The organism is Actinoallomurus vinaceus (assembly GCF_039542055.1).
In the GTDB taxonomy this organism is placed as follows: Bacteria; Actinomycetota; Actinomycetes; order Streptosporangiales; family Streptosporangiaceae; genus Actinoallomurus; species Actinoallomurus vinaceus.
On record NZ_BAABHK010000028.1, the window covers coordinates 60,421 to 85,220 of the forward strand.

Below are 24,800 nucleotides of genomic sequence, written 5' to 3' on the forward strand. Positions count from 1 at the left end.
GCAAGTGGCTGAGATCTTCTACGACAACGACGCCGACCTGAGCGTCATCCAGGACCGCCACGTGGCGGTGCTCGGATACGGCAGCCAGGGGCACGCGCACGCCCTCTCGCTGCGCGACTCCGGGGTCGACGTTCGCGTCGGCCTGCCGAAGGAGTCCAAGAGCCGCGAGAAGGCCGAGAACGACGGCCTGCGCGTCGTCACGCCGGAGGAGGCCTGTGAGGAGGCCGACCTCACGATGGTGCTGATCCCGGACCACCTGCAGCGGGAGGTCTACCGGACGGCGGTCGCGCCGTCCCTGGTCGAGGGCGACGCCCTGTTCTTCGGCCACGGCCTCAACATCCGCTACGGCCTCATCGAGCCGCCGGCGGGCGTCGACGTGGCCATGGTCGCCCCCAAGGGCCCGGGCCACCTCGTCCGCCGCCAGTACACCGAGGGCCGCGGCGTGCCGGTGCTCGTCGCCGTCGAGAACGACGCCACCGGCAACGCCTGGCCGCTCACCCTCTCGTACGCCAAGGCCATCGGCGGCACCCGCCCGGGCGCGCTGAAGACCACCTTCACGGAGGAGACCGAAACCGACCTGTTCGGCGAGCAGGCCGTGCTCTGCGGCGGCGTCTCCGAGCTCATCAAGGCGGGCTTCCAGACCCTCGTCGAGGCCGGCTACCAGCCCGAGGCCGCCTACTTCGAGTGCCTGCACGAGATGAAGCTCATCGTCGACCTCATGTACGAGGGCGGCCTGTCGAAGATGCGCTGGTCGGTCTCTGACACCGCGGAGTTCGGCGACTACACCCGCGGCCCGCGCATCATCACCGACCAGACCCGCGAGGAGATGCGCAAGATCCTCAAGGAGATCCAGGACGGCACCTTCACCAAGGAGCTCGTCGAGGAGTTCGACGCCGGCCGGCCGAACTTCCTCAAGCGCCGCGAGGAGGAGCAGAACTCCCCGATCGAGCAGACCGGCGCCAAGCTCCGCCCGATGATGTCCTGGCTGCAGGACTGACCCGGCGGTTCGACGACTCGCCCCGGCACGTGCGCTCGCACGGCCGGGGCGACGTCTTTTCCGGGGCCTGAAATTCGGCAACCGCGGGGACCTTGTCCACGGTGCTTAACACTCCGTAAAACAATGCTTCGAACCCGGCTTTGGGCCGCGCCTCAATCGGAATTCGGCACCGACCGGCTGCGGGAAGGAGGATACTCAAGGCGGCGGAATGGGTGGTTTCGACTCCGTTGAGCCGCATGGGGCGGAGTCGTACCGTGAGGCGCGAGAGCGGGACGGGCTCATGCGTAAGACAGGCTTAGGAGCGCCACGGACCGAACCGCGGGCACACCGCGACGGCCGGGCCGACATCGACCCCACACAATTCGTTCAACTCCTGGCGACCGACTTCGGCGGGATCTACCAGGTCTACCTGGCCGCGTCGGAGGAGCGCCTGAAGATGCTCCGACTGGCGATGAGCCTGCTGGCCGCGCCGTTCGGCGCGGTGGTCGCCCTGGCGAGCGCCAAGGTGCTCGACCCGGCCGCGCTGACCGCCTGGCATCGCATCCCCCCGTACGTCTTCGCCCTGACGGCGATCTTCGGGGCGATGGGCGTCCTGCCGTACCTCCGCCTCATCGAGGCGACCTCCCGGCACCTGCGGACGGCCCGCGCGGTGAACAACTTCCGGCTGCTCTACGTCGAGGAGCTGCGCGACCACTTCCGCGAGGTGGGCTGGGCGCCCAACCTCCCGATCGACCCGGCCTACCCGGAGTCCTTCGCGCCGACGTCCGGCCCCGGCGTCACCGCGATCGGGCTCGCAATCGTCGACGCGGCCTACATCTCGATCGGGCTGCTCGGGCTCTCGGGCGCCCGGCCGACCCCGATCGTGGTGACCGTCTGGATCGGGGTCACCGCCACGCTCCTTTTCCTCGTCTACCACATACGGCTCGGCGCGGCCCGGCGCCGCAGCGAGCCGGCCAACCCCTACGGCTTCCCCTCCGTGGAGTCGTGAGGATGGAACGCTGGCTCACGTGCGGGGAGGCGTGGATCGGCCTCATGCGGCACGTGTGGACGACGGGCGAGGTGGGCCTCGACGACCGGGGACCGGTCATCGAGGCGTCGTCGCGGCTGTTCGAGATCGCGGCCCTCGGCTGGGACGACCCGATCATCCAGACGTACGGCGACGCGGAGGCCGTCGCCCGGTACACGGCGAAGTTCACCCGGACGGACGTCGTGCCGCCGTTCAAGTACAGCTACGGCGCGCGGCTGCGCGACCTGCGCGGCGTCGACCAGCTCGACTGGGTGATCGAACTGTTGCGGGCGCGCCCGTGGACCAAGAGCGGCTGGATCTCGCTGACGGTCCCGGGCGAGCGCCAGGACGCCGTGCCCTGCCTCGCCGCCCTGGCCTTCCGGCTCAGATCCCGCCGGATGGCGATGACCGCGACGTTCCGCTCCCAGAACGCGTACACGAGCTATTTGAACTACATCCCGCTGCGCGCGGTGCAGTTGGAGGTGGCCGAGGCGGTGGGCGTTCCGGCGGGGACGATGCGGGTCTTCGTGGACGTGCCCCACGTGTACATCGCCGACACCGGCGCGGTCACCGGCGTCCTGGCCGGGACCGCGACGCGCAGCGCGGCCTGACCGCGCGCAGGTCAGCACCGGTCGTCCGGTGGGGGAGCGCCGTGGAAGCGTGCCGTGATCCAGGCGTTCAGGTCCGACGCGGCCGAGGGCACGACGTTGTGGTACGCGTGCGGGTAGACCCGGTAGGCGACGACGCTTCCACGACCGCACATCCGGCGCACGGCGGCCTTCGTCACGTCGGCCGGGATGATCGGATCACGCCCGCCCTGCATGACCAGTACGGGCACGTTCCGGGGCAGCGCGCTGACGCCGTCGCGCACGAGGCCGGTCGACCAGGGCGGCGTCGTACGCGGATCCCTGGCGAAGACGGCCCGTGCGGACAGGCCGGAATAGGCCTCGATCACGTCGTCGCCGCAGCCGTCCTCGATGACGCTCAGACCGGCCCTCCCGGCCGGTGTCGTGATCGAGTCCAGCCGCGCGGACGGGTCGGCCGCGCTGTAGCCGGCCGCCATCATGACCAGGTAGCCGGTCCCGTAGTCCAGCTGCGTGACGTGGCGGGCCAAGGTGGTCAGGTCGATGGGCGGTGCCGCCGCCGCGACCCCGAGGAGCCGTAGATCGGGCGCGTACGACGCTGCGAGCCCGCCGGCGAACAGCGCCGCGTGCGCACCCTGCGAGTGGCCGAAGACGACGACGGACCGGCCGATGCGGGCGCCGGGCAGATGCGCGGCGGCACGGACGGCGTCCAGCACGGACCGGCCCTCGCTCGGCCCGACGAGGTACGGGTGAGGGCCCGGCGTGCCGAGCCCCTCGTAGTCGGTGGAGACGATGGCGTCGCCCGCGGCGAGCAGCGCGGGGCCGTCCTCGATCCCGCCCAGCGCCTGCGGATCGGTGGAAGGCGCGCAGGAGTCTCCCAGCCCCGTCGTGCCGTGCGCCCACGCGACGACCGGGCGACCGCCCGCAGGCGGCACGGCGGCCGGGACGAACACCGATCCGGAGACCGCGATGTCCCGGCCCGCGGTGCTGCGCGAGTGGTAGAGGATCCGCCAGCCGTGCGCCCCCGCCGGGGCGGCGATGGGCTCGCTGCGGATCAGGGTGCCGGGTGCCCGTTGCGGCAACGGCTCGGGCGGGCGATAGAACGCCCAGGTAGGACGCGGATGCGGGCTGGCCTCACCCGCGTCGGGGTCCGCGGCGTTCTTGCCGGTGGCCGCCGAGCAGGCGGTGAGCAGGACCATCCCCGCGGCGGCGAGCATCGTGTGCTTCATACGGCAGGACGCTAGGAGCCGCGGATCGGCCTGTCCTCGTGCTCGCGGCCGATCCCGGCCTCGTTCATTCGACGATGGGGACGCTCCGCCCGGGAGGACGGATCCCGGCGGCGTTCGGGTCGTCGATTGGATGAGACGCGGTTCGCCCCGTGGGATGAGGACGCCGCGGGGCGGGCTCTTTACCGTCGGTGCCATGAGGGTGATCCGATGTGAGGGCCTGACCAAGCGGTACGGGTCGACGGTCGCCGTCGACGGCCTGGATCTCGCCGTCGACGCCGGTCAGGTGTTCGGATTCCTGGGGCCGAACGGATCGGGCAAGACCACGACGATGCGCATGCTGCTCGGCCTGATCGCGCCGACGGCCGGGCGGGCCTGGGTCAACGAGCGTCGGCTGCCGGACCCGGACGGGCTGAGCCGGGTCGGCGCGATGATCGAGGAGCCGGCGTTCTACCCGTGGATGACCGGGCGCCGCAACCTGAAGGTGCTGGCGCTGCACGGGCCGCCTCCGGCGCGTCCCGACGCCGTGGGCGCGGCTCTGGAGCGGGTCGGCCTGTCCGCCGTGGCGGGCCGGAAGGTGAAGGCCTACTCGCAGGGCATGCGGCAGCGGCTGGGCCTCGCGGCGGCGCTGCTGCGCGACCCCGCCCTGCTCGTTCTGGACGAGCCGACGAACGGCATGGACCCTGCGGGCATCCGGGAGTTCCGCGCGCTGCTGCGGGCCCTCGCCGACGACGGCATGACGGTGTTCGTCTCGAGCCACCTGCTGGCCGAGGTGGAGCAGGTGTGCGACCGGGTCGCCGTCATGAACCGAGGCCGTCTGGTCGAGCAGGGGCGGGTCGCCGGGCTGGCCGCCGCGCGGCAACGGGTGCGGGTCGTGCTCGACGCGGCCGACCGGGACGCCGCCCGCGGCCTCCTCGCCGGCCGGCCGGTGCGCACGGACGGCCCCCGGACGTTGCTGGTCGAGGGGGCCGACGGGCGCGAGATCAACGCGATCCTGGGGCGCGCGGGGGTGTGGGCGAGGCAGATCCGCGTCGAGCATCCCGGCCTCGAGGAGGCGTTCCTGCGACTGACCGTCACCGAGGAGGAGACCGATGCGACTGCTCCGCGCTGAACTGCGAAAGCTGGACCGGCCGCTGCTGTACGGAGTGACGTTCGCGTCGGCGCTGTTCTGCGTGCTCCTGGCCGTGACCGGTGCCTCCAACGCTCGCCAGGGCGCTCAGGAGGCCGTGCCGATACCGTCCTGCGCGACGATGGGCGTGCAGGAGGGCCCTCCCTGTACGGCCGCGCAGAAGCGCATGCGGGTCCGGATCACCGTCCTCCGTATGCGCCATCTCGCGATCGCGACGCATACGGCCGCGCAGCTGAACCCGGCGGCCGCGGGCGCCGAGACCGCGGGCCTCATGGCGTCCCTGCCCGGGGTGCTGGCGCTCTCCCTGCTGGCCGGAGGACACATCGGCGGCGAGTGGTCCGGCCGGACCCTGAAGAGTGTGCTCACCGCGTGCGGCCACCGATGGCGGGTGCTCGCCGCGAAGCTCGTGAGCCTGTGGCTGGCCGGTGCCGCGCTGATCGGCGCGTGCTGGGCGGCGCTCGCCGTGGCCGGCCCCGTTCTGGTCCGGGCCTATCGGCTGCCGGATCCACATGAGACGGTTGCCGAGGCGGTCAGGTGGTCGGGCGCACAGGCCGGACGGGCGTTGCTGGTTCTGGCCGTGTTCTCCGCGGTCTCCCTGCTCGCCGCCGTCGTCACCCGGAGCACGATCGGCACGACGGCGACCACCGCCGGGACCTTCATCGTGATGCTGGCGCTGGCCGCACTGCCCGGCACCGGCCGGTGGACGCCCGCCACCTGGGTGCAGGGCTGGATGGGATTCGCGGCCGGACAGGGTTCGATCACCGCGTTGCCGGACAACTTCTGGTCCCGGTTCATCACCGCCGGAGGAGCAGAGCCCGGCCGGCTCTTCGGCCTCACCGGGCTGGCCGCGACCTTCCTGGCCTGCGCGACGGTGGCCGTCGTCCTCTTCCGCAGTGCGGACGTGACCTGATGCCGTCGTCCTACAGTCGGCTCATGCTGCGTGACCTCGCGACGGCCGGAAGGGTCGACGCGCTCGTCGCGGCCGGGCTGTTCGCGTGGGCCGCGCCGGACGTGCCGTGGTGGTGGAGGCCGGCCTCGCACGTTCCCGCCACCCCGGTCGTCCTCGGTTACCTGGCCCTGGCACTCGCCGGGTCCGTCCCCTTCGTGTGGCGGCGGCGTTTCCCGGTGCTCGTCCTCGCGGCCACGGCCGGTGCGCTCGTGATCCGGGCAGCGCTGGCCCGGGACCTGATCGCGGCGTTCGCGGCCGTTCTCGTCGCCGCGTACGGCGTCGGCGCGTACGCCACCGGAGCCCGGAGATACGCGCGCTGGCTCGGCTGGCTCAGCCTGCTCGTCGGGGCCGTCATCGGCGTCACGCTCAACCTGCACCGTCTGGCAGGGGTGCCGTTCGCGCTGCTCGGCGCGGCGTTCCTCGTCGGCGACGCGGCCACGGCACGGCGCGCCGAGGCCGCCGCCGGAGTGGAGGCGGCGCATCTGGCCGAACGCACCCGGATCGCCCGCGAGCTGCACGATGTGCTCGTCCACCAGCTCTCGGCGATCACCGTGCAGGCCGGTGCCGCCCGGTTGAACGGCTCCGCGCCGGCCGAGGTGCTCGCCACGGTCGAGCGGCTGTCCCGCGAGGCGCTGAACGAGCTGAACCATCTGCTCGGCACCCTGCGGCGTGATGACGGGCCGGGCGCGCGAGACGCGTTCCGGCGGCCGGTTCCGTCCCTGACCGAGATCGACACGCTGCTGGCCACCGCGCGTGACGCCGGTGTTCCGGCGGATCTGGCGGTGACCGGAAAGGTCCGGGACCTCAGCCCCGGGCTGCAGCTCTCGGCATACCGCATCGTCCAGGAGTCACTCACGAACGTGGCGCGGCACGCGCCCGGCGCCGCGACCCGCGTGACGCTGCGCTATCTCGACGACCACCTCGCCCTGGAGATCGTCAACGGCCCGCCGGGGCGGGCGCCTAAGGGCGGTCGCCCGGCCGCGGGCGGCCGCGGGCTCCTGGGCATGCGGGAGCGGGCGGAGTCGTTCGGCGGCGGTCTGCGCGCCTCCGCCACCAGCGGAGGGTTCATGGTCACGGCCGCGCTGCCGTACGACGCCTGGAACAGTGGATCATGACGTCGGACGGCCTGATCACCGTGCTGGTCGCCGACGACCAGGCGCTCGTCCGCGCCGGCCTGGTCGCGCTGGTCGGCGGGCAGCCGGACCTCACCGTGGTGGCCGAGGCGGCGAACGGCGCGGAAGCGGTGGCGCGTACCCGGGAGACCGCTCCGGACATCGTCCTGATGGACATCAGGATGCCGGTGATGGACGGACTGGAGGCGACCCGCCGGATCGTCGGCGACGCGACCGGGCGAGGACCCCGCGTCGTCGTCCTGACCACCTTTGACCTGGACGAGTACATCTACGACGCACTGTGCGCCGGCGCCTGCGGATTCCTCCTCAAGCACGCGCCGCCGGAAGAGCTCCTCCTGGGCGTCCGCGCCGCCGCCCATGGCGGTGCGTTGCTCTCGCCGACGGTGACGAGGCCGCTGATCGAGGCGTTCACCGGCCGGCGACGGATGCCGATCCGGCCGCCGGCCGCGCTCGCCCGGCTGACCGCCCGGGAACGTGAGGTCTTCGACCTGGTGGCCGGTGGCAGAAGCAACACGGAGATCGCCCGGGCGCTGTGCATCGCCGAGACGACCGTCAAGACCCATCTCGGCCATGCGCTGGAGAAGCTCGGGCTGCGCGATCGCGTGCACGCCGTGGTGTACGCGTATGAGAACGGTTTGATCCGGCCCGGCGAAGGGCGCTGAGCGCGGGGCAGCGGGCCGTGGCACCGGAGTGGCTCAGACGGCGTACGGGGGGCTCGGCGACGCGAGGGCCCGGTGATGCGGGGGCCGGGTGATGCGGGGACCGGTGATATGAGGTCCGGTCAGGCCGTGACGGCCGGCCGGGAGGTGCTCTCCGGCCGGCGGCCCGCGAAACAGGTCAGCGGCGGACGACGGCGGCGTCCATCTCGGCGAGGAACTCCTCGCTCTCGTCGTCGGCGACGTGCGCGAACACCGGGACGTCACTGGACGGCAGCTTCTCCATCGTCGCCTGGAGCAGATCGTTGGCGAGCTGCGGGTCGGCGCCCTCGGAGATCACGACGTGCAGCATGATGCCCTCCACGCCGCTCGGCATCCGGACGTCGGAGATCCACACGCGCTCGACCGCGGGGTACTCCGGCAGCCGCTCGGCGATGCCGTCCTTCAGGTGCGGCACCAACTCGTGCTCGCTTGCGCGGAACGCCACCTCGACGTCCTCGTCGACGCCCATGCCCTGCGTGACGAGGTAGCCCTGCACGTCGCTGAACGGGATCAGGGCGGCGTCGTCGCTCTCCGGGTCGATCACCAGCGCCTGGACCTCGCCGCTGCGGGCGATCTCCAGCAGCAGGGCGGCGTCGGCCTGCTGGAACTCCTCGCTCTCGGACTTCTCGCTGTACGCACCCGGGCTGGTGAACGCGGCGAGCGCGACGGTCTCGTCCTCGAGCTGTCCCACGAGGACGGAGCCGTCCGGGTTGGTCACGATGAGGACCCCGCCGTCGACGAGCGCGCCCAGGATCTCCTCAGGTTCACCGCGCTTGGCGAGCACGTCCGCCAGCTTCGGGTTTCCATTTGCCATGCGCCAGACACTAGTGCGTGCGGGACACCGGATGGGCCGAACCCGGCCAAGGCAGTCCCTATTCACCGGATCTCATTGGCGAATACATCGGGCATTACTAAAGTCGCGGAGGGCGAGGGTCACGCCGGATCAACGTCCCCGTACCGTGCAAGCCGTACGTAGGGGGTCGTGCCCGTGAGTAGGCCTGTGGTCCTCATCGCCGAAGAGCTCTCGCCCGCCGGTCTGGCGCTCCTGGAGCCCGACTTCGAGATCCGCCGCGTCGACGGCACCGATCGCGCCGCGCTCGTCACCGCGGTGGCCGGCGCGGACGCCCTGATCGTCCGCAGCGCGACCACGGTCGACGCCGCCGTGCTGGCCGCCGCACCCGGGCTTCGCGTCGTCGCCCGCGCCGGCGTCGGCCTCGACAACGTCGACGTCGAGGCGGCGACCCGGGCCGGCGTCATGGTCGTCAACGCGCCGACCTCGAACATCGTGACCGCGGCCGAGCACGCGATCGCACTGCTGCTGGCGACCGCCCGGAACATCCCGCAGGCGCACGCCGCACTTCAGCGCGGCGAGTGGCGGCGCTCCGCGTACACCGGGGTGGAACTGCACGACAAGACCGTCGGGATCCTCGGCCTCGGCCGCATCGGCGTGCTCGTCGCGCAGCGGCTCGCCGCCTTCGGCATGCGGGTCATCGCCTTCGACCCGTACGTCCAGGCGGCGCGCGCGGCGCAGCTCGGCGCGCGGCTCGTCCCGCTCGACGAGCTGCTGCGCACCAGCGACTTCATCACCGTTCACCTGCCGAAGACCCCCGAGACGCTCGGCCTCATCGGCGACCGGGAGCTGAGGCTCGTCAGGCCGTCCGTGCGGATCGTCAACGCCGCCCGTGGCGGCATCGTCGACGAGGACGCCCTCGACCTGGCGCTCAAGGAGAGACGCGTCGCGGGGGCGGCCGTCGACGTGTTCCGCACCGAGCCGTGCACCGACAGCCCGCTCTTCCAGCACGACAACGTCGTGGTCACCCCGCACCTCGGCGCGAGCACCCACGAGGCACAGGAGAAGGCGGGCACCCAGGTCGCGCGTTCGGTCCGGCTGGCGCTCGCGGGCGAGTTCGTGCCGGACGCGGTGAACGTCCAGGGCGGGGTCGTCGCCGAGGACGTCAAGCCCGCGCTGCCGCTCGCGGAGAAGCTCGGGCGGATCTTCACCGCGCTCGCCGGCGGCCTGCCCGTACGCCTCGAGGTGGAGGCGCGCGGCGAGATCACCCGGCACGACGTGAAGGTGCTGGAGCTGGCCGCGCTGAAGGGCGCGTTCACGGACGTGGTCGAAGAGGCGGTGACGTACGTCAACGCGCCCCTGCTGTCGCGCGCCCGGGGCGTCGAGGTGACCCTGACCACGAGCGAGGACAGCCCCGACTGGCGCAACCTCCTGACGGTCCGCGGCACGATGGCCGACGGCGCGACCGTGTCGGTGTCCGGGACGCTGACCGGGCCACGGCACGTCGAGCGGCTCGTCGAGGTGAACGGCTACGCCATGGAGATCGCGCCGGCCGCGCACATGGGCTTCTTCACCTACACCGACCGGCCCGGGATGGTCGGCGTGGTGGGCCGGTTGCTCGGCGACGCGGGCGTCAACATCGCCGGGATGCAGGTGGGCCGGCACGAGAAGGGCGGGCGGGCCCTGATCGCGCTGACCGTCGACTCCGCGCTCACACCGGATCTCGTCGACGCGATCACCGAAGAGATCGGCGCCGAGCAGGGCCGCCGCGTCGACCTCGACCATGAGTCCCGGCCGGTCTGAAAGGAAGATTCAAGGAAGATTTTTCGTCGGGAGAAGACCCGGAGAAAGACGAGGTCGCGGGCGACGGCTCGGTAAAGCGTCTTGGCATGTGAGATTCCTGGCCGAGAGGCGAGACAGAATGGGACTCGGCGGGTAGCGTCGAAAAGGTCATGCGGCGCTTGGTACTCATTCTTCGCTGCCGCGGCGGGGCCTGATCTTGGGCAGGCCGGCGACCCGCCGCGGAGTCCGCCGCTGGCCGTGAGTCCCATTTGATCCGTCCGCCCTTGACACCTTTCACGGAGACGAATCCCATGGACGCCACTTCCGCCTGGACCCCCGCCGACGAGGCCGCCGAAGAGGCCGCCCGAGCCGTTCAGACCGCGCTGGACCGCCGCGACAACGGCGGCGCCGCCGGCCGTTAGCCGTTCGCCGTACGGGCGCCCGCGGCCACACCCCCGCGAGCGCCCCTACGCCTGTGCTCTACATCCCCGCACCGGCCCGGTCCGCGTCGCTCATGACGGGGGCGTGCGAGATCTCGTTCGGTCAGGTGGCCTGGACGCCGAGGGCGAGGGCGCCGATCAGTGCGGCGTCGTCGACGAAGCGCGCGGCCTCGACCGGGGGCGGGAAGGGCGCCGCGCGGGTGATCGCGGCGCGGAGAGCGGGCAGGAACACCTCGGCCATCCCGCCGCCGACGACGACGCGTTCGGGATCGAGGAAGACCGTCAGGTTGGCGACCGCCATCCCCACCGCCGCGCCGGCGTCGTCGAGCAGCGCCGCCACCGCGGGCTCGCCCCGCCGGGCGAACAGCTCCTCGGCGGTGACCCGCTCGCCGAGCAGCGCGGACCCGCGTGCGGCCAGTCCGCTTCCGGAGGTGTACTCCTCGAGCGGCGCGCGCCCGTCCGCGTAGCCCGGCTCGGCGGGGTCGCGCAGCAGGTAGCCGATCTCGCCGGCCGCGCCGTGCGTGCCGGGGACGACCTTGCCGCCGACCACGATGGCCGCGCCGGTGCCGGTGCCCAGGTTGACGTAGAGACCCACGTCGGTCCCCCTGAGGCGGCCCCAGCGCAGTTCGGCGACGGCGGCCGCGTTGACGTCGTTGTCGACGTGGACCGCGGGCACGCCCAGTCCGTCCTCGAGCAGGGCGGGCAGCGGGAGGTCCTCCCAGCCGGGGACGTTGGGCGCGAGGCGCACCCTGCCGTCGCGGACCACCCCGAACGTGGACACGCCGGCCGCGACGAGGCGGCCGGGCGTGCCGGCGACGAGGTCGTGCGCCGCGTCCAGCACGCGGCGCACCACCTCCTTGGCGCCGTCGGCGGCGCGTGTCGCCAGGCGTGTGCGTTGTACCGGTTCTCCGGTGACGCTCGCCGTCGCGAGCGCCACCTTGGTCCCCCCGAAGTCGATCCCGAGCACGAACTCGCCGACCGACGTACCGTCCATCGTCATGCGGAGGCCTGCCCGGGATGCTCGGCGAAGGCCTCGTGGATCTCCTCGTGACCGAACGGCCAGGCATGCTCGGCGCGGGCCCAGGCCAGGTAGGCGATGGCGCCGGCGGCGAGCCAGGCCACCGAGAGCAGGATCGGCTTGAGCCCGGCCGCCTGGTAGATGTAGATCCAGCCGGCGAGGGCCACGATGCTGGGCAGCGGGTACAGCCACATCTTGTACGGGCGGGGCAGGTTCGGCTGGCGGATCCGCAGCACGGTGACGGCGGCGATCTGGGCCACCGACTGCACGAGCACGAACACCGCGGTGAGCATGCTGATCACGTCGGTGAGGGTGAACAGTGAGCCGATCGCCGTGACGACGCCCATCGCGTACAGGCCGACGGTGGGGAAGTGCAGGCGCGGGTGCAGCCGCCCGAACCACGGGAGGAAGACCTTGTCGCGCGCCGCGTTGTAGGGCACGCGCGAGCCTCCGAGCAGTCCGGCGAAGACCGAGGCGAACGCCGTGATGATGATCCCCACCGTGAACACCTGGGCGACGCCCTTGCCCCAGGTGCGTTCCAGCACCAGGGAGGCCACGGAGCTGGAGTCCTTCGCCTCCTGCCAGGGCACGACGCCGAGGACGCCCATCTGGAGCAGGAAGTACAGCCCCATGATGCCGAGAATGGCGTAGATGATCGAGCGGGGGATCACCCGTCCCGGGTCGCGCACCTCTGCACCGAGGTACGCGCTGGTGTTGTAGCCGAGGTAGTCGTAGATCGCGATGACCAGGCCCGCGCCCAGGCCGCTGAAGAACTTCGAGCTCGAGTCGTGCGGGAAGCCGAAGGCCAGGTCGGAGTGGAAGTGGGTGAACGCCGCGACGATCACGCCGAGCACGGAGACCAGCATGACGACGAAGAAGATCGAGGTGATCTTGCCGATGTCGCCGATCTTCCGGTACAGCGCGAGGACGACCAGGCCGACGACGCCGACCGCGACCACGTGGCCGAGGGTCGACAGGCCCTTGCCGTGGACGAGCGCGGGCCAGAGGTACCCGGCGTACTGCACCAGCCCGATGACCCCGGTCGACATGATCAGCGGGATGAACAGCACCGCCGACCAGACGAACAGGAACGGCATCAGGCGGCCGGTCCGGTATTGGAACGCCTCACGGAGGTAGAGGTACGTGCCGCCGGCGCCGGGCATCGCGGCGCCGAGTTCGGCCCACACGAGGCCGTCCGCGACGGCGATGATCGCGCCGATCACCCAGCCGAACATGGCCTGCGGGCCCTGCAAGGCGCTGATCATGGCGGGGATCGTGACGAACGGCCCGATGCCGCACATCTGTGTCATGTTGACGGTGGTGGCCTGGAACAACCCGAGGCGTCGCTCGAACCCCGGAGACGCGGGAGACGTCATGCTCCCCACTCCCTTTCGTGGCGCTTTGTCGGCCTTCTGCCTGGTCAGCGGCGTTTGGGGAGAATGTAAGAGAGCCTCCCTAACAAATCAAGTCCTCGGTCGCATGTGACACTCTGTTGTGCAGCGTACGGCGAGAGGATGAACGTGCCTAGCGGCGGGGAGACGGCCAACACCACGAGCGTGTTGCGCATCATGAACGAGCGTGCGGTGTACGAGCGGATCCGGCTGCTCGGGCCGGTGTCACGACCGCAGCTCGCCGAGGCGACGGGGCTGTCCAAGCCCACGATCTCGCTGGCCCTGGCCGACCTGGAACGGGCCGGGCTGGTCCGTCCGGTCGGCCACCGGACCGGCAACGCCGGGCGGGCGGCGTTGCTCTATGAGATCCGGCCGGAGGCCGGCTGGGTCATCGGCCTCGACGTCGGCCGCCAGTGGGTGCGCGCCGCCCTGGTCGACCTCGGCGGCGAGATCGCCGTACGGGAGGACGTCCCCGCGCGGTCCGGGGACGCGGCCGAGCTGATCCGCCAGCTCAGCGAGATCGTCGACGGCCTCGCCGCGGCGGCCGGCGGGGAGATCACCAACATCGTGCTCGGCACGCCCGGCGTGCACGACGTCGAGAACGAACGTCTCCATCTCGCGCCGAACATCCCCGGCTGGAACACCCCGGGCGTCACCGCGAAGCTCGCCGAGCGGCTGCCCGCGCCGTTCGCCATCGAGAACGACATCGCCCTGGCCGCGCTCGGCGAGCAGGGCTACGGGCTCGGCGCCGGGCTGCGGCACTTCGTCTACGTGTCGATCGGCACCGGCATCGGCATGGGGATCATCATCGACGGCCGCCTGTACCGCGGCGCGCGCGGCGCGGCCGGAGAGATCGCGTTCCTGCCGGCAGGGGAGGCCGACCCGCTCGCGCACGCGCCGGACTCCCGGCGGCACGGCATGCTCGAGGCGGTCGCCTCGGCGACCGGGGTGGTCGCCACGGCCCGGCGGCTCGGCATGACCGGCGAGATCACCGCCAAGCGGGTGTTCGACGAGGCGCGCGACGGTGACCGGGTGGCGGTCCAGGCGGTGGCGCGGGAGGCCGACCACGTCGCCCACGCGCTGGCCGGCGTGACCGCGCTGTTCGACCCCGAGCTGATCGTCCTCGGCGGCGGCATCGGCGGTCACGGCGCCGACGTCCTGCTCGGCGAGGTGCGCGACCGGCTCGAGACCATGACGCCGCTCGGGCCGCCGCGCGTCGAGGTGTCCCCGCTCGGGGACGACGCGGTCGTCCTGGGCGCGCTGGCCACGGGCCTGGCGACCGCACGCGCCCTGGTGTTCGACCGGGCCATCGCCGGAGCCGGCGACGTCCCCGCGCCGGGCGTCTTCCCGGGGCCGTACGGCGCGCCGGGGACCGGCGGTGCGGGGGCACAACGCGGCGTATCAGGGACCGGCGGTGGGACGGCACCGCGCAGCGCATCAGGGACCGGCGGTGTGGCGGGACCCGGCGGCGCACGGCGGACCGACGGCGCTCCGGGGATCGGCGGTGCTCAGAGAATCGGCGGCGCCCGCGGGGCCGGCAGCGCTCCCGGGACCGGCGAAACTTCCGGGTCCGGCGGCATTCAGAGGCCCGGCGGCATCCAGGAGGCGGGCGGAAATCGCCCATAATTTGAGACGACTTCTCATGGGATGAGACGACCCGCTAAGGTACATGCATGGATTCCCGCAGCATCCGCCTGGCCGTCGTTCCGGGCGACGGCATCGGCCCCGAGGTCGTCGCCGAGGGCCTCAAGGTCCTCGACGCGCTGGGCCTCAAGATCGAGCAGACGGCGTACGACCTGGGCGCGACCCGCTGGCACAAGACCGGCGAGACGCTTCCGGACTCCGTGCTGGAGGAGATCCGCGGGCACGACGCCATCCTGCTGGGAGCCGTCGGCGACCCGACCGTGCCCAGCGGCGTGCTGGAGCGCGGCCTGCTGCTGCGGCTGCGGTTCGAGCTCGACCACTTCGTCAACCTGCGCCCGGTGCGGCTCTACCCGGGCGTGACGACGGCGCTCGCCGACACCCGGCCCGAGGACATCGACATGCTGGTCGTGCGGGAGGGCACCGAGGGCCTGTACGCCGGTGCGGGCGGGGTGCTCCGCAAGGGCACGCCGTACGAGGTCGCGACGCAGGAGAGCCTCAACACCGCGTTCGGCGTCGAGCGCGTCGTGCGCTACGCCTTCGAGCAGGCGGCCCGCCGCCCGCGTAAGAAGCTCACCCTCGTCCACAAGAACAACGTCCTGGTCTACGCGGGCGACCTGTGGTCGCGCACGGTCGACGCCGTGGCGAAGGAGTACCCGGACATCGAGGTCGACTACTCCCACGTCGACGCCGCCACGATGTTCTTCGTGACGCAGCCGGAGCGCTACGACGTGATCGTCACCGACAACCTCTTCGGCGACATCATCACCGACCTGGGCGCGGCGGTGGCCGGCGGCATCGGCCTGGCCGCCAGCGGCAACATCAACCCCACGGGCGCGGCGCCGAGCATGTTCGAGCCGGTCCACGGCAGCGCCCCCGACATCGCGGGTCAGGGCAAGGCCGACCCGACCGCGACGATCCTGTCCGTCGCGCTGCTCCTCGACCACCTCGGCCTGACCGCCGAGGCCCGCAAGGTGGAGCAGGCCGTCGCCGACGACCTCATCGAGCGCCAGGGCGCCTGGGCCGCGCGGTCCACCCGCGAGGCGGGCGACGACATCGCCGAGCGAGTATCCGGCTAGGGCGCGCCTTTCCCCAGGGAAACCCTCCGGGCGCGCCCCACGGCGCGCCCGTTTTGGGCTGCCGTGAGCAAAGGAGACTTGAAGGCGACAAAAGGCGACAATGTGTACGGAGCGGCGATGAGGCCGTACCGCGAGAGGACGTCAGATGACCATCGAGTTCGACATCCGGCTCTCCGACCACCGCACGCCGGCGGACGAGCGCGAACGACTGCTGGAGAACCCGGGCTTCGGCCAGACCTTCACGGACCACATGATCACCATCCGGTGGGACGCGGAGCACGGCTGGCATGACGCACGCCTCGAGGCGTACGCCCCGTTGACGCTCGATCCGGCGACCGCGGTCTTCCACTATGCCCAGGAGCTGTTCGAGGGCCTGAAGGCGTACCGCCGGGCCGATGGGTCGATCGTCGCCTTCCGTCCGTACGCCAACGCCGCGCGCTTCAACACCTCCTGCGAGCGCATGGCGATGCCCCCGCTCCCGGAGGAGACGTTCGTCCGGTCCCTGGAACTGCTGGTCGACGCCGACCGCGACTGGGTGCCGACCCAGGAGGGGCACAGCCTCTACCTGCGTCCCTTCATCATCGCGACCCAGCGCGGCCTCGGTGTGAACAGCCCGTCCTCGTCGTACCTGTTCATCGTCATCGCCTCGCCGTCCGGGTCGTACTTCACCGGCGGGATCAAGCCGGTCTCGGTCTGGCTGTCGGAGGAGTACACCCGGGCCGCCCCCGGCGGCACCGGCGCGGCCAAGTGCGGCGGCAACTACGCCGCCGCGTTCGTCGCCCAGGCCCAGGCCGTCCAGGAGGGCTGCGACCAGGTCGTGTGGCTCGACGCGAACGAGCACCGCTGGGTCGAGGAGATGGGCGGCATGAACCTCTTCTTCGTGTACGGCTCCGGCGCGGACGCCCGCGTCATGACGCCCGCCCTCACCGGCACGCTGCTCCCCGGTATCACCCGTGACGCCCTGCTCAAGCTCGCCCCCGACCTCGGCGTCCCGGCCTCGGAGGGGCGCATCTCCACGGATCAGTGGCGGGAGGGCAACGCCTCCGGTGAGCTCACCGAGGTCTTCGCCTGCGGCACCGCCGCCGTGATCACGCCGGTCGGCCGGGTCAAGAGCGCCAAGGACGAGTGGCTCGTCGGCTCCGGGGAGCCCGGCCCGGTCACGATGCGCCTGCGTGAGGAGCTCGTCGGCATCCAGTACGGCGACCGCCCCGACCCGTACGGCTGGATCCACAAGATCGCCTGACGCGCGGATGACGTGGGGCGCTGTTCGCGACGAGCAGCGCCCTCGGTCACGCCCGCTCCATGGTCATCCGCTCCTCGATCAGGCGATCAGCCGGGCGGTGTCGAGGGTGAGCTCCCAGGGGGCCGGGAGATCCAGCGGCTCGCCGAGCTTCACGTCCACCTCGTGCACGTAGCCGTCCTTGCCGGGGTGGCTGAGCAGCCGGGCCTTGCCCGCGAAGGCGTCGACCACCAGGTACAGCGGGACGCCGCCGCGTGCGCAGGTCCGCGGCTTGATCTCGTGGTCGTCGCGGACGCTGCTCTTGGAGACGACCTCGACGACGAGATACGTGGCGTTGCCGAAGACGTGGTCGTCGCCCCACTTGGGCGGATCCTGCGGCACGACGAGCAGATCGGGACGGTACCGGTCGACCTGCGGACCGAGGAAGAGCGCGACATCCTGCCAGATCTGCCATGCGCGTTCAGTGACGAACGGCATCAGTTGGAGCAGCAGCTGAAAGATGACCTCAGCGTGATCAATGGTAGATCCTTCGCTAACCACGATCCGGCCGTCGATGATCTCGACCTTGCGGTCCGGCCAGCGCTCGCTGAGCTCCTGGTAGCGGCGCTCGACGTCGCTGCGTTCGTCGGTCTCCACGTCGGTCGGCTTCTCCAGCACGATGGACATGGTCCCATCATCCTCTCCCGTCGTCTAGAACGTAAAGTACGCGTTAAGTGACGGACGGTAGCCGATAATGGGATCTGTGTGCAGGCGAATCGGCCGATCGTCAGTTCGATTTGCGACTGCAGGTCTCGCTCTCCGGGCTGGTGAGCGGCGTGCGTCTCGGATCGTGAGATGGATGTGTCCATCGGTGCGGTGGTGTGGCAGACTCGGTGCCATCATGCGTATCAGCCTGGTGATTATCGGCTGGCGCGCCGGCACCTAAACGATCACACATCGCCGGCGCGCAGACCTCTCACGTCCTGTGAGGGGTCATTTTGTTTTCCGGCGGCGCCGCACATTCCAGACACGAAGAGGACAGCACCATGCGTGATGACGGCTTCCACGTCTACGACACGACGTTGCGCGACGGGGCCCAGCAGGAGGGCCTCAACCTCACCGTGGCGGACAAGCTGATCATCGCGCGCCGCCTCGACGAGCTGGGGGTCGGCTTCATCGAAGGCGGCTGGCCCGGCGCCAATCCCAAGGACACCGAATTCTTCCGGCTGGCTCGGACCGAGCTCGACCTGAAGAACGCGCAGCTCACCGCGTTCGGCGCGACCCGCCGAGCCGGTGCGAAGGCCGCGGACGACCCTCTTGTGGCCGCGTTGCGCGAATCCGGCGCGCCGGTCGTGACTCTTGTCGCCAAGAGTCACGACCGGCACGTCGAGCTGGCCCTCCGCACGACACTCGAGGAGAACCTCGCGATGATCCGCGACACGGTCTCCCACCTGCGCGCGGAGGGCCAGAGGGTCTTCCTCGACGCCGAGCACTTCTTCGACGGTTACCGCTCGAACCCGAAGTACGCCCTCGAGGTCGTACGGACCGCGGCCGAGGCGGGCGCCGACGTCATCGCGCTGTGCGACACCAACGGCGGGATGCTGCCCGACGAGCTGGCCGACGTCGTCGCCGAGGTCGCGGCCTCAGGCGCGCGCCTGGGCATCCACTGCCACGACGACAGCGGCTGCGCGGTGGCCAACACCCTCGCCGCCGTCAAGGCCGGGGTGACGCACGTGCAGGGCTGCGCCAACGGGTACGGCGAGCGCAGCGGCAACGCGAACCTCTTCACGGTCGTCGGCAACCTTCAGCTCAAGCGCGGCTACGAGCTCGGCGTCGAGCTGCGGGAGATGACGCGCATCGCGCACGCCGTCTCGGAGGTGACGAACGTCGCGCCGAGCTCCCAGCAGCCCTACGTCGGCATGTCGGCGTTCGCCCACAAGGCGGGCCTGCACGCCTCGGCCGTAAAGGTCGACCCGATGCTCTACCAGCACATCGACCCGGCGCTGGTCGGCAACGACATGCGCATGCTGATCTCCAGCATGGCCGGCCGGGCGTCGGTGGAGCTGAAGGGCCGGGAGCTCGGGTACGAGCTGAGCGGCGACAAGGCCCGTCAGGTCGTGGACCGGGTCAAGGAGCTGGAGTCGGCCGGGTACACCTTCGAGGCGGCGGACGCGTCGTTCGAGCTGCTCCTGCGCGAGGAGCTCGACGGCGAGGGCCCCCACTACTTCGACGTGGAGTCCTGGCGCACGATCGTCGAGCGCCGGCCCGACGGCACGATGGTCAGCGAGGCGACGGTCAAGCTGCACGCCAAGGGGGAGCGGATCGTCGCCACCGGCGAGGGCAACGGCCCGGTCAACGCCCTGGACCGTGCCCTGCGGCTGGCCCTGGAACGGATCTACCCCGAGCTGTCGGGCCTGGAGCTCGTCGACTACAAGGTCCGGATCCTGGAGGGCACCCATGGCACCGACGCGCGGACCCGGGTGCTCATCGAGTCGAGCGACGCCACCGGCGAGTGGGGCACGGTCGGCGTCGAGGACAACGTCATCGCCGCCTCGTGGGACGCGCTCGCTCAGTCGGTGACCTACTGCCTGCTGCGCGCGGGCTACGACCCGTCCTGACGCCCGACCGGGCGGGTCACTCCTTCGGGGTGGCCCGCTCGACCACCTCGAACGACCAGAGCTCGGCGCCGCTTGCCGCCGGACCGCCGTGCCCGTGTCCATGTCCGTGCCCGTGGCCCGCGTCGGCCGCGGCCTTGGCGTGTCCCTCCGCGAACGCCCGGCTCTCCGTCCAGCGCTGGAAGTCCTCTTCGCTCCGCCAGCGCGTGTAGACGAGGTAGCGGTCCGTGCCCTCGACCGGGCGCAGCAGCTCGAACCCCTCGAAGCCGTCGGCCTCCTCGACCAGCCCGGCGCGCCCGGCGAACCGGCGCTCCAGCTCGTCCTTCATCGGCTCCGGCACGGTCAGCACGTTGATCTTCACCACGCTCATGAGCAAATCCTCTCGCGGCGCGCCCGCCGGGCCGCACCGGGGGCGCTCTGGCGCGCCGCGTGTCGCCCCGTATGTCCTGCGGAGTGCGGGTGCGAATGAATGGGAACGTTCTAATGCACGTGCAAATGAACAGACAAAATGGACGTGCAGATCGGCGGTATGTCGGGATTTCACCGAATATGATGCCGTGTCATGATCACAAAGGGCTGTTCGCTCTCGGCGATGAAACCGTTCGGAATCTAATTCTGTTTACTAAGATCGCCGCAGGTGGGGACGTGGTTCCGGGTTTCGCGCCCAGGTGAAGAGGCCTGTGAGGCGCAGGAAACTTTCGCGAGGTTGGAGAATCGGTGGCGGACGAAGGTCATTAAGCGCCACACTTCTCCCGTACGGCCAAGGTCGTCGCCGTGGAAAAGGCGACGGCCCCCTGCGCGAACAGGAGGCCGTCAGCAATCGCAATGTCCCGACCATAAGGAGGACAAGACACCGATGACTCTACGTGCCTTCGGGCGAAGTGACCAGAGGAACGACGGGATGAGGACAGGTGAATCCGCGGCTCCGCGCGGATCGCATCTCTCCGTGCGTACGGGCCTGATCGCGCTGTGCGCCGTCGTCATCGCCGTGCTGGCCGGCACGCTCACCTTCCTCGGTGACCACCGGCTCGCCTCGTCGGTGGCGGCCGGAGGAGTCGCCTGCGTCAGCGCCTTCGTGTTCTTCGACAAGATCATCGGCGATTGAGAGGTCGCATGCCCCCCAAGCGACGTACGTCGAGCTCGCTCCGGTACGACCGCGACGCCGAGCTCCGGCTGATCGCCGAGGCCAGCCACTGGCTGTCCGACGCCAGCCGGACCAGACGCCCTGAGGCGGTCCGGTCGATCACCGCGATGCTGGACCGGCAGCAACGGCTCGCCGCCTGCCGTGCCCTCAACCGGCCGCTCGAGCCCTGACCCTCACCACATCGACGAGTGCCCGCGCGGATTCCGACCGCGCGGGCACTCGTACGTTCCGAACCAATCCGGCCCGCCGGTCGTCGGAACGGATAGGCGAGGGAAGAAAGGGCGTCATGGCGACGGGCATGGCGGGCGAACGGGACGACAGGGATGTTCCCGCGCATCTGCGGGTGACCGACGAGATCCCGGTCGGCACCCCGTGGCGCCCGGAAGACACCCCTCCGGCGACCCGTTCCCCGGAGGCAACAGCCTCCCCAGGGGCACCGCCTTCCAGCGAGGCGATGCCTTCCGCGGACGCTGACACGCCCGCCACGGCCGGATCCGCCACGACAGCGGACTCCCCGACCGAGGCCGGCGCGTACTCTCCCGCCGACACTCCGGCCGAGGCGGGGGCATCGGCGTCTGCGGGTCGGCCGACGGTGACCGGGGCGTCGTTGCCGACCGGCGTGCCGACGCCGACCGACGCGCCGTCGGCGGAGGTCGACGTGCCGAACGAGATGGAGGCGCCTGTGGACCGGACGGCCGCGGCCGGGGAGTCGACGCCGGCCGATCCACCTCCTGGGCCTTTCCTGGAGGCCGACTCGCCGTCCGTGGCCGGGCCTGCGACGGCCGGCGCGCCGGGGGAGGCGCGCACCGCGCGGCCCGTACCGGCGACGGACGTGCAGGTCGTCCCGCCGCCAGAGCCGCCGCGACCGTACGTCCCGCCGGTGACCGTGGAGGAGGGCATCCCCATGCCGCCGGGCGGCCCGTACCGGCCGGTGGCGTCCCCCGCGGCGGGGAGGAGACCGCTCACCCGCGCGCTCCGCGTGGGCGTCATCCTCGCGGGCGCTGTTCTCATGGGCGTCGGGTTCCTGCTGGTGTTCGGCGTGTTCGCCGGTGGTGCCAAGCATCCCGCCCCGTGCGGGGGCAAGCCGTGCGCGCCACGGCCATCCGGCCAGGCCGCCCCTCCCGGAGCGCAGATCGCGTACCGCACGGTCGAGCGTGACAGGGGCTACTTCGAGGGCACCGTCACGATCGCCAACCACGGAGACCAGCCGATGCGGTCCTGGACGCTGTCCTTCCGGTATCCGGGGGCCCAAATCCACAACACCTGGGACGCGGTCCTCCAGCGGAAGGGTGAGGACGCGATCCTCACCGGTACGGCGACGGCACGGCCGATCGCCCCCGGGGCGACGCTCGAGGTCCGGTTCGGTGGCTCCGGATCGCCGTCGATGCCGACCGACTGCCGGCTCAACGGAGCGCCCTGCGCGTTCGTCGCCCGCTGAGCCGCGGCCGAGGGTCGATAGCGTCTCTGACTGGCTATACGTTCCTGAGGAATCCTCAGGAACGGTGCCCGGCTGGAGGCCGGGTACGTGCCAGTCGTCTTCGTGCCCTGGTGCCGTTGGACAAGCCGTCGGCCCGCGTGGCACGTCCCTCCGGACGCCGTCGGTCCAGCGTGCACGGCTATCGGACCGAGGAGGGTGCCCCGCGTCGCCTGGGCACGGGGCGTGCTGATGACAGAACAGTACCATAGGATCACGAAGAGTGACTAAAGAAAGGCGATAGCCTCGTAACGTGCGTATCGCGAGGTTCACCAAAGACGGCGGCCTGTCCTTCGGCGTGGTCGAGGACGATGAGACCATCGCCACCATCGCCGCCCACCCGTTCGGTGAGATCCAGCTCACCGGGGAGCGTCACCAGCTGGCCGACGTGCGGTTGACGGCGCCGATCCTGCCGAGCAAGGTCGTCGCGATCGGCAAGAACTACGCCGAGCACGCCCGCGAGATGGGCGGCGAACCACCGGCCGAGCCCGTCATGTTCATGAAGCCGTCCACGGCCGTGATCGGCCACCGCGAGACCATCGCCTACCCGAGCCTGTCCGAGCGCGTCGACTTCGAGGGCGAGTTGGCCATCGTCATCGGCCGGCTGTGCCGCGACGTTCCGGCGTCCCGCGTGTCCGATGTCATCCTCGGCTACACCTGCGCCAACGACGTCACCGCGCGCGACCTTCAGCAGCGCGATGGACAGTGGACGCGGGCCAAGGGCTTCGACACCTTCTGCCCGCTCGGCCCGTGGATCGAGACGGAGCTCGACCCGTCCGACCTGGCCATCACCACCATGGTGAACGGCGAGATCCGCCAGTCGTCCCGTACGAAGCAACTGCTGCACGGCATCCCGACGCTGGTCGAGTACGTCAGCCAGGTCATGACCCTGCTGCCCGGCGACGTCATCCTCACCGGCACGCCGGAGGGCGTCGGCCCGCTGCAGGTCGACGACGAGGTGGCCGTGACGATCGAGAACATCGGCACGCTCAGCAATACAGTGGTGTCCCGTGACTGACCCTTCTTCCCCGGAGCGCGCCTCCGGCACCATCAGAGCCCGGTTCGCGCCGTCGCCCACCGGCATGTTCCACGTCGGGGGAGCGCGTTCGGCGCTGTTCAACTGGGTCTTCGCCAAGCAGGCGGGCGGATCGCTGGTCCTGCGCATCGAGGACACCGACGCCTCGCGCAACCGCCCGGAGTGGACCGAGGGCATCATCCGCGCCCTCGCCTGGCTCGGCATCGACGAGAACGAGTACGAAGGGCCGTACTTCCAGTCGGCCAACGCCGACCAGCACCGCGAGGCCGTCGAGCGGCTGCGCGCCGCCGGCCGCGCGTACTTCTGCGACTGCACGCGCGACGACGTGATCGCGCGGACCGGTGACTCCCACCGCGGCTACGACGGCTTCTGCCGCGACCGCGGCCTGGAGCCGGGCCCCGGGCGCGCGCTGCGCTTCCGCACTCCGGACGAGGGCACGACGATCGTCGTCGACCTGATCCGCGGCAAGCCCGCGTTCGAGAACGCCACGATCGAGGACTTCGTCATCGCGCGGGCGGACGGCTCGGTGCTGTTCATGCTCGCCAACGTCGTCGACGACATGATCCAGGGCATCACCCACGTCGTCCGCGGCGACGAGCACCTGTCGAACACGCCGAAGCAGCAGCTGCTGTGGGAGGCCCTCGGCGCGCAGCCGCCCACGTGGGCGCACGTTCCGGTCATCGTGAACGAGAAGCGGCAGAAGCTGTCCAAACGCCGCGACAAGGTCGCGCTGGAGGACTACCAGGCCGAGGGCTTCCTCGCCGAGGCCATGCGCAACTACCTCATGCTGCTGGGCTGGGCACCCTCCGGCGACCGCGAGATCGTCCCCTGGAGCGTGGTCGAGGAGGAGTTCCGGCTGGAGGACGTCAACACCTCCCCGGCGTTCTTCGACGTCAAGAAGCTGCGCGCGTTCAACGGCGAGTACATCCGGGCGCTGGCGGTCGAGGACTTCACCGAGCGGTGCGCGCCCTGGCTGGGGGAGCCGCACGCCCCGTGGTCGTCCGAGCAGTACGACCCGGAGGTGTTCGCGAAGCTCGCGCCGCTGGCCCAGACGCGCGTCGCGGTGCTGTCGGAGATCACGGCGATGGTCGACTTCGCGTTCCTCGACGAGCCGGTGATCGACGAGGCCTCCTGGAACAAGGCGATGAAGGAGCCCGCCGCGGACATCCTCCGGGGCGCGCTGGAGGCGTTCCAGGACGCGGAGTGGACGGCCGAGGAGCTCAAGGCGCGGGCCGAGGAGATCGGCGCCCGGCACGGGCTGAAGCTCGGCAAGGCACAGGCCCCGATCCGCGTGGCCGTCACGGGCCGTACGGTCGGCCTGCCGCTCTTCGAGTCGCTGCAGATCATCGGCCGTGACCGTACGATCGCCCGCATCCGTACGGCGCTCGACCGGCTGACGGCGGAGTAGCCCGGCGCCGACGGGGCATGGACGGTCTCGGCATGACCGTT

The 24,800-nt window shown here is 71.1% G+C and carries 23 protein-coding genes; 17 read left to right on the forward strand and 6 right to left on the reverse strand.

Features of this window, described 5'->3' with window-relative positions; genetic code table 11:
* Nucleotides 1–13: 13 nt before the first annotated feature.
* From ilvC to ABEA24_RS50295, 3 genes are all read left to right on the forward strand, one after another.
* Entirely contained in the window at nt 14–997 is a 984-nt protein-coding gene (gene ilvC / locus ABEA24_RS50285) for a ketol-acid reductoisomerase (RefSeq protein ID WP_345443251.1), read from the forward strand.
* Between the two features lie 280 nt (nt 998–1,277).
* On the forward strand, nt 1,278–1,985 hold the full coding sequence (locus ABEA24_RS50290) for a hypothetical protein (RefSeq protein WP_345443148.1): 708 nt from the start codon (nt 1,278–1,280) through the stop codon (nt 1,983–1,985).
* 2 nt (nt 1,986–1,987) lie between these two features.
* Complete coding sequence (locus tag ABEA24_RS50295; RefSeq protein ID WP_345443151.1) at nt 1,988–2,614, forward strand: thymidylate synthase; 627 nt, start codon at nt 1,988–1,990, stop codon at nt 2,612–2,614.
* Nucleotides 2,615–2,625: 11 nt separating this feature from the next.
* Here ABEA24_RS50295 and ABEA24_RS50300 read toward each other — a convergent pair whose 3' ends face one another.
* Nucleotides 2,626–3,816, reverse strand: a complete 1,191-nt coding sequence (locus ABEA24_RS50300) for a lipase family protein (RefSeq protein WP_345443152.1) — start codon at nt 3,814–3,816, stop codon at nt 2,626–2,628.
* A gap of 193 nt (nt 3,817–4,009) precedes the next feature.
* On the opposite strand from ABEA24_RS50300, the gene ABEA24_RS50305 reads away from it, so the two are divergent.
* Genes ABEA24_RS50305 through ABEA24_RS50320 form a run of 4 tightly spaced genes read left to right on the forward strand, consistent with a single transcriptional unit; the run spans nt 4,010 to nt 7,686 of the window.
* On the forward strand, nt 4,010–4,924 hold the full coding sequence (locus ABEA24_RS50305) for an ABC transporter ATP-binding protein (RefSeq protein ID WP_345443154.1): 915 nt from the start codon (nt 4,010–4,012) through the stop codon (nt 4,922–4,924).
* On the forward strand, nt 4,905–5,852 hold the full coding sequence (locus ABEA24_RS50310; protein WP_345443156.1) for a hypothetical protein: 948 nt from the start codon (nt 4,905–4,907) through the stop codon (nt 5,850–5,852). The genes ABEA24_RS50305 and ABEA24_RS50310 overlap by 20 nt, the downstream gene beginning before the upstream one ends.
* A gap of 23 nt (nt 5,853–5,875) precedes the next feature.
* Complete coding sequence (locus ABEA24_RS50315; protein ID WP_345443159.1) at nt 5,876–7,006, forward strand: sensor histidine kinase; 1,131 nt, start codon at nt 5,876–5,878, stop codon at nt 7,004–7,006.
* The gene (locus ABEA24_RS50320) at nt 7,003–7,686 is read left to right on the forward strand and encodes a response regulator (RefSeq protein ID WP_345443161.1); all 684 of its coding nucleotides are present in this window, start codon (nt 7,003–7,005) and stop codon (nt 7,684–7,686) included. The genes ABEA24_RS50315 and ABEA24_RS50320 overlap by 4 nt, the downstream gene beginning before the upstream one ends.
* Nucleotides 7,687–7,861: 175 nt before the next feature.
* Here ABEA24_RS50320 and ABEA24_RS50325 read toward each other — a convergent pair whose 3' ends face one another.
* The gene (locus tag ABEA24_RS50325; protein ID WP_345443164.1) at nt 7,862–8,536 is read right to left on the reverse strand and encodes a hypothetical protein; all 675 of its coding nucleotides are present in this window, start codon (nt 8,534–8,536) and stop codon (nt 7,862–7,864) included.
* Nucleotides 8,537–8,710: 174 nt separating this feature from the next.
* Between ABEA24_RS50325 and serA the strand changes: the two genes are divergently transcribed.
* The gene (gene serA / locus ABEA24_RS50330; protein ID WP_345443167.1) at nt 8,711–10,315 is read left to right on the forward strand and encodes a phosphoglycerate dehydrogenase; all 1,605 of its coding nucleotides are present in this window, start codon (nt 8,711–8,713) and stop codon (nt 10,313–10,315) included.
* A 522-nt stretch (nt 10,316–10,837) separates the two neighbouring features.
* Here serA and ABEA24_RS50335 read toward each other — a convergent pair.
* Together ABEA24_RS50335 and ABEA24_RS50340 are read right to left on the reverse strand one after the other, a co-directional pair.
* The gene (locus tag ABEA24_RS50335) at nt 10,838–11,734 is read right to left on the reverse strand and encodes an ROK family protein (protein ID WP_345443170.1); all 897 of its coding nucleotides are present in this window, start codon (nt 11,732–11,734) and stop codon (nt 10,838–10,840) included.
* Entirely contained in the window at nt 11,731–13,128 is a 1,398-nt protein-coding gene (locus ABEA24_RS50340; RefSeq protein ID WP_345443172.1) for an APC family permease, read from the reverse strand. The genes ABEA24_RS50335 and ABEA24_RS50340 overlap by 4 nt, the downstream gene beginning before the upstream one ends.
* Nucleotides 13,129–13,266: 138 nt before the next feature.
* Here ABEA24_RS50340 and ABEA24_RS50345 point away from each other — a divergent pair, with 138 nt between their 5' ends.
* From ABEA24_RS50345 to ABEA24_RS50355, 3 genes are all read left to right on the forward strand, one after another.
* A complete protein-coding gene (locus ABEA24_RS50345) occupies nt 13,267–14,769 on the forward strand; it encodes an ROK family transcriptional regulator (RefSeq protein ID WP_345443175.1) in 1,503 nt (500 codons plus the stop codon).
* 47 nt (nt 14,770–14,816) lie between these two features.
* Entirely contained in the window at nt 14,817–15,863 is a 1,047-nt protein-coding gene (locus ABEA24_RS50350; protein ID WP_345443178.1) for a 3-isopropylmalate dehydrogenase, read from the forward strand.
* A 145-nt stretch (nt 15,864–16,008) separates the two neighbouring features.
* A complete protein-coding gene (locus ABEA24_RS50355) occupies nt 16,009–17,106 on the forward strand; it encodes a branched-chain amino acid aminotransferase (RefSeq protein WP_345443181.1) in 1,098 nt (365 codons plus the stop codon).
* A 78-nt stretch (nt 17,107–17,184) separates the two neighbouring features.
* On the opposite strand, the gene ABEA24_RS50360 is transcribed toward ABEA24_RS50355, so the two are convergent.
* Complete coding sequence (locus ABEA24_RS50360) at nt 17,185–17,769, reverse strand: Uma2 family endonuclease (RefSeq protein ID WP_345443184.1); 585 nt, start codon at nt 17,767–17,769, stop codon at nt 17,185–17,187.
* A 359-nt stretch (nt 17,770–18,128) separates the two neighbouring features.
* Here ABEA24_RS50360 and cimA point away from each other — a divergent pair, with 359 nt between their 5' ends.
* Nucleotides 18,129–19,700, forward strand: coding sequence for a citramalate synthase (gene cimA, locus ABEA24_RS50365; RefSeq protein WP_345443187.1), 1,572 nt, complete (start codon nt 18,129–18,131; stop codon nt 19,698–19,700).
* Nucleotides 19,701–19,716: 16 nt separating this feature from the next.
* Here cimA and ABEA24_RS50370 read toward each other — a convergent pair whose 3' ends face one another.
* Nucleotides 19,717–20,067: an antibiotic biosynthesis monooxygenase family protein gene (locus ABEA24_RS50370; RefSeq protein ID WP_345443190.1), complete on the reverse strand. Its 351-nt coding sequence runs from the start codon at nt 20,065–20,067 to the stop codon at nt 19,717–19,719.
* Nucleotides 20,068–20,643: 576 nt separating this feature from the next.
* Between ABEA24_RS50370 and ABEA24_RS50375 the strand changes: the two genes are divergently transcribed.
* The 5 genes from ABEA24_RS50375 (at nt 20,644) to gltX (ending at nt 24,759) form a co-directional block, all read left to right on the forward strand.
* Nucleotides 20,644–20,802, forward strand: coding sequence for a hypothetical protein (locus tag ABEA24_RS50375; RefSeq protein WP_345443192.1), 159 nt, complete (start codon nt 20,644–20,646; stop codon nt 20,800–20,802).
* A gap of 8 nt (nt 20,803–20,810) precedes the next feature.
* Nucleotides 20,811–21,011 (forward strand): hypothetical protein, encoded by a 201-nt coding sequence (locus ABEA24_RS50380; protein ID WP_345443195.1) that lies wholly within the window; start codon nt 20,811–20,813, stop codon nt 21,009–21,011.
* 116 nt (nt 21,012–21,127) lie between these two features.
* Entirely contained in the window at nt 21,128–22,279 is a 1,152-nt protein-coding gene (locus tag ABEA24_RS50385) for a cellulose binding domain-containing protein (RefSeq protein WP_345443198.1), read from the forward strand.
* Nucleotides 22,280–22,568: 289 nt separating this feature from the next.
* Nucleotides 22,569–23,333, forward strand: coding sequence for a fumarylacetoacetate hydrolase family protein (locus ABEA24_RS50390; protein WP_345443201.1), 765 nt, complete (start codon nt 22,569–22,571; stop codon nt 23,331–23,333).
* 31 nt (nt 23,334–23,364) lie between these two features.
* Nucleotides 23,365–24,759 carry a glutamate--tRNA ligase gene (gene gltX, locus ABEA24_RS50395; protein ID WP_345443255.1) on the forward strand — a complete coding sequence of 465 codons (1,395 nt, stop codon included), beginning with the start codon at nt 23,365–23,367 and terminating at the stop codon, nt 24,757–24,759.
* Nucleotides 24,760–24,800 lie beyond the last annotated feature (41 nt).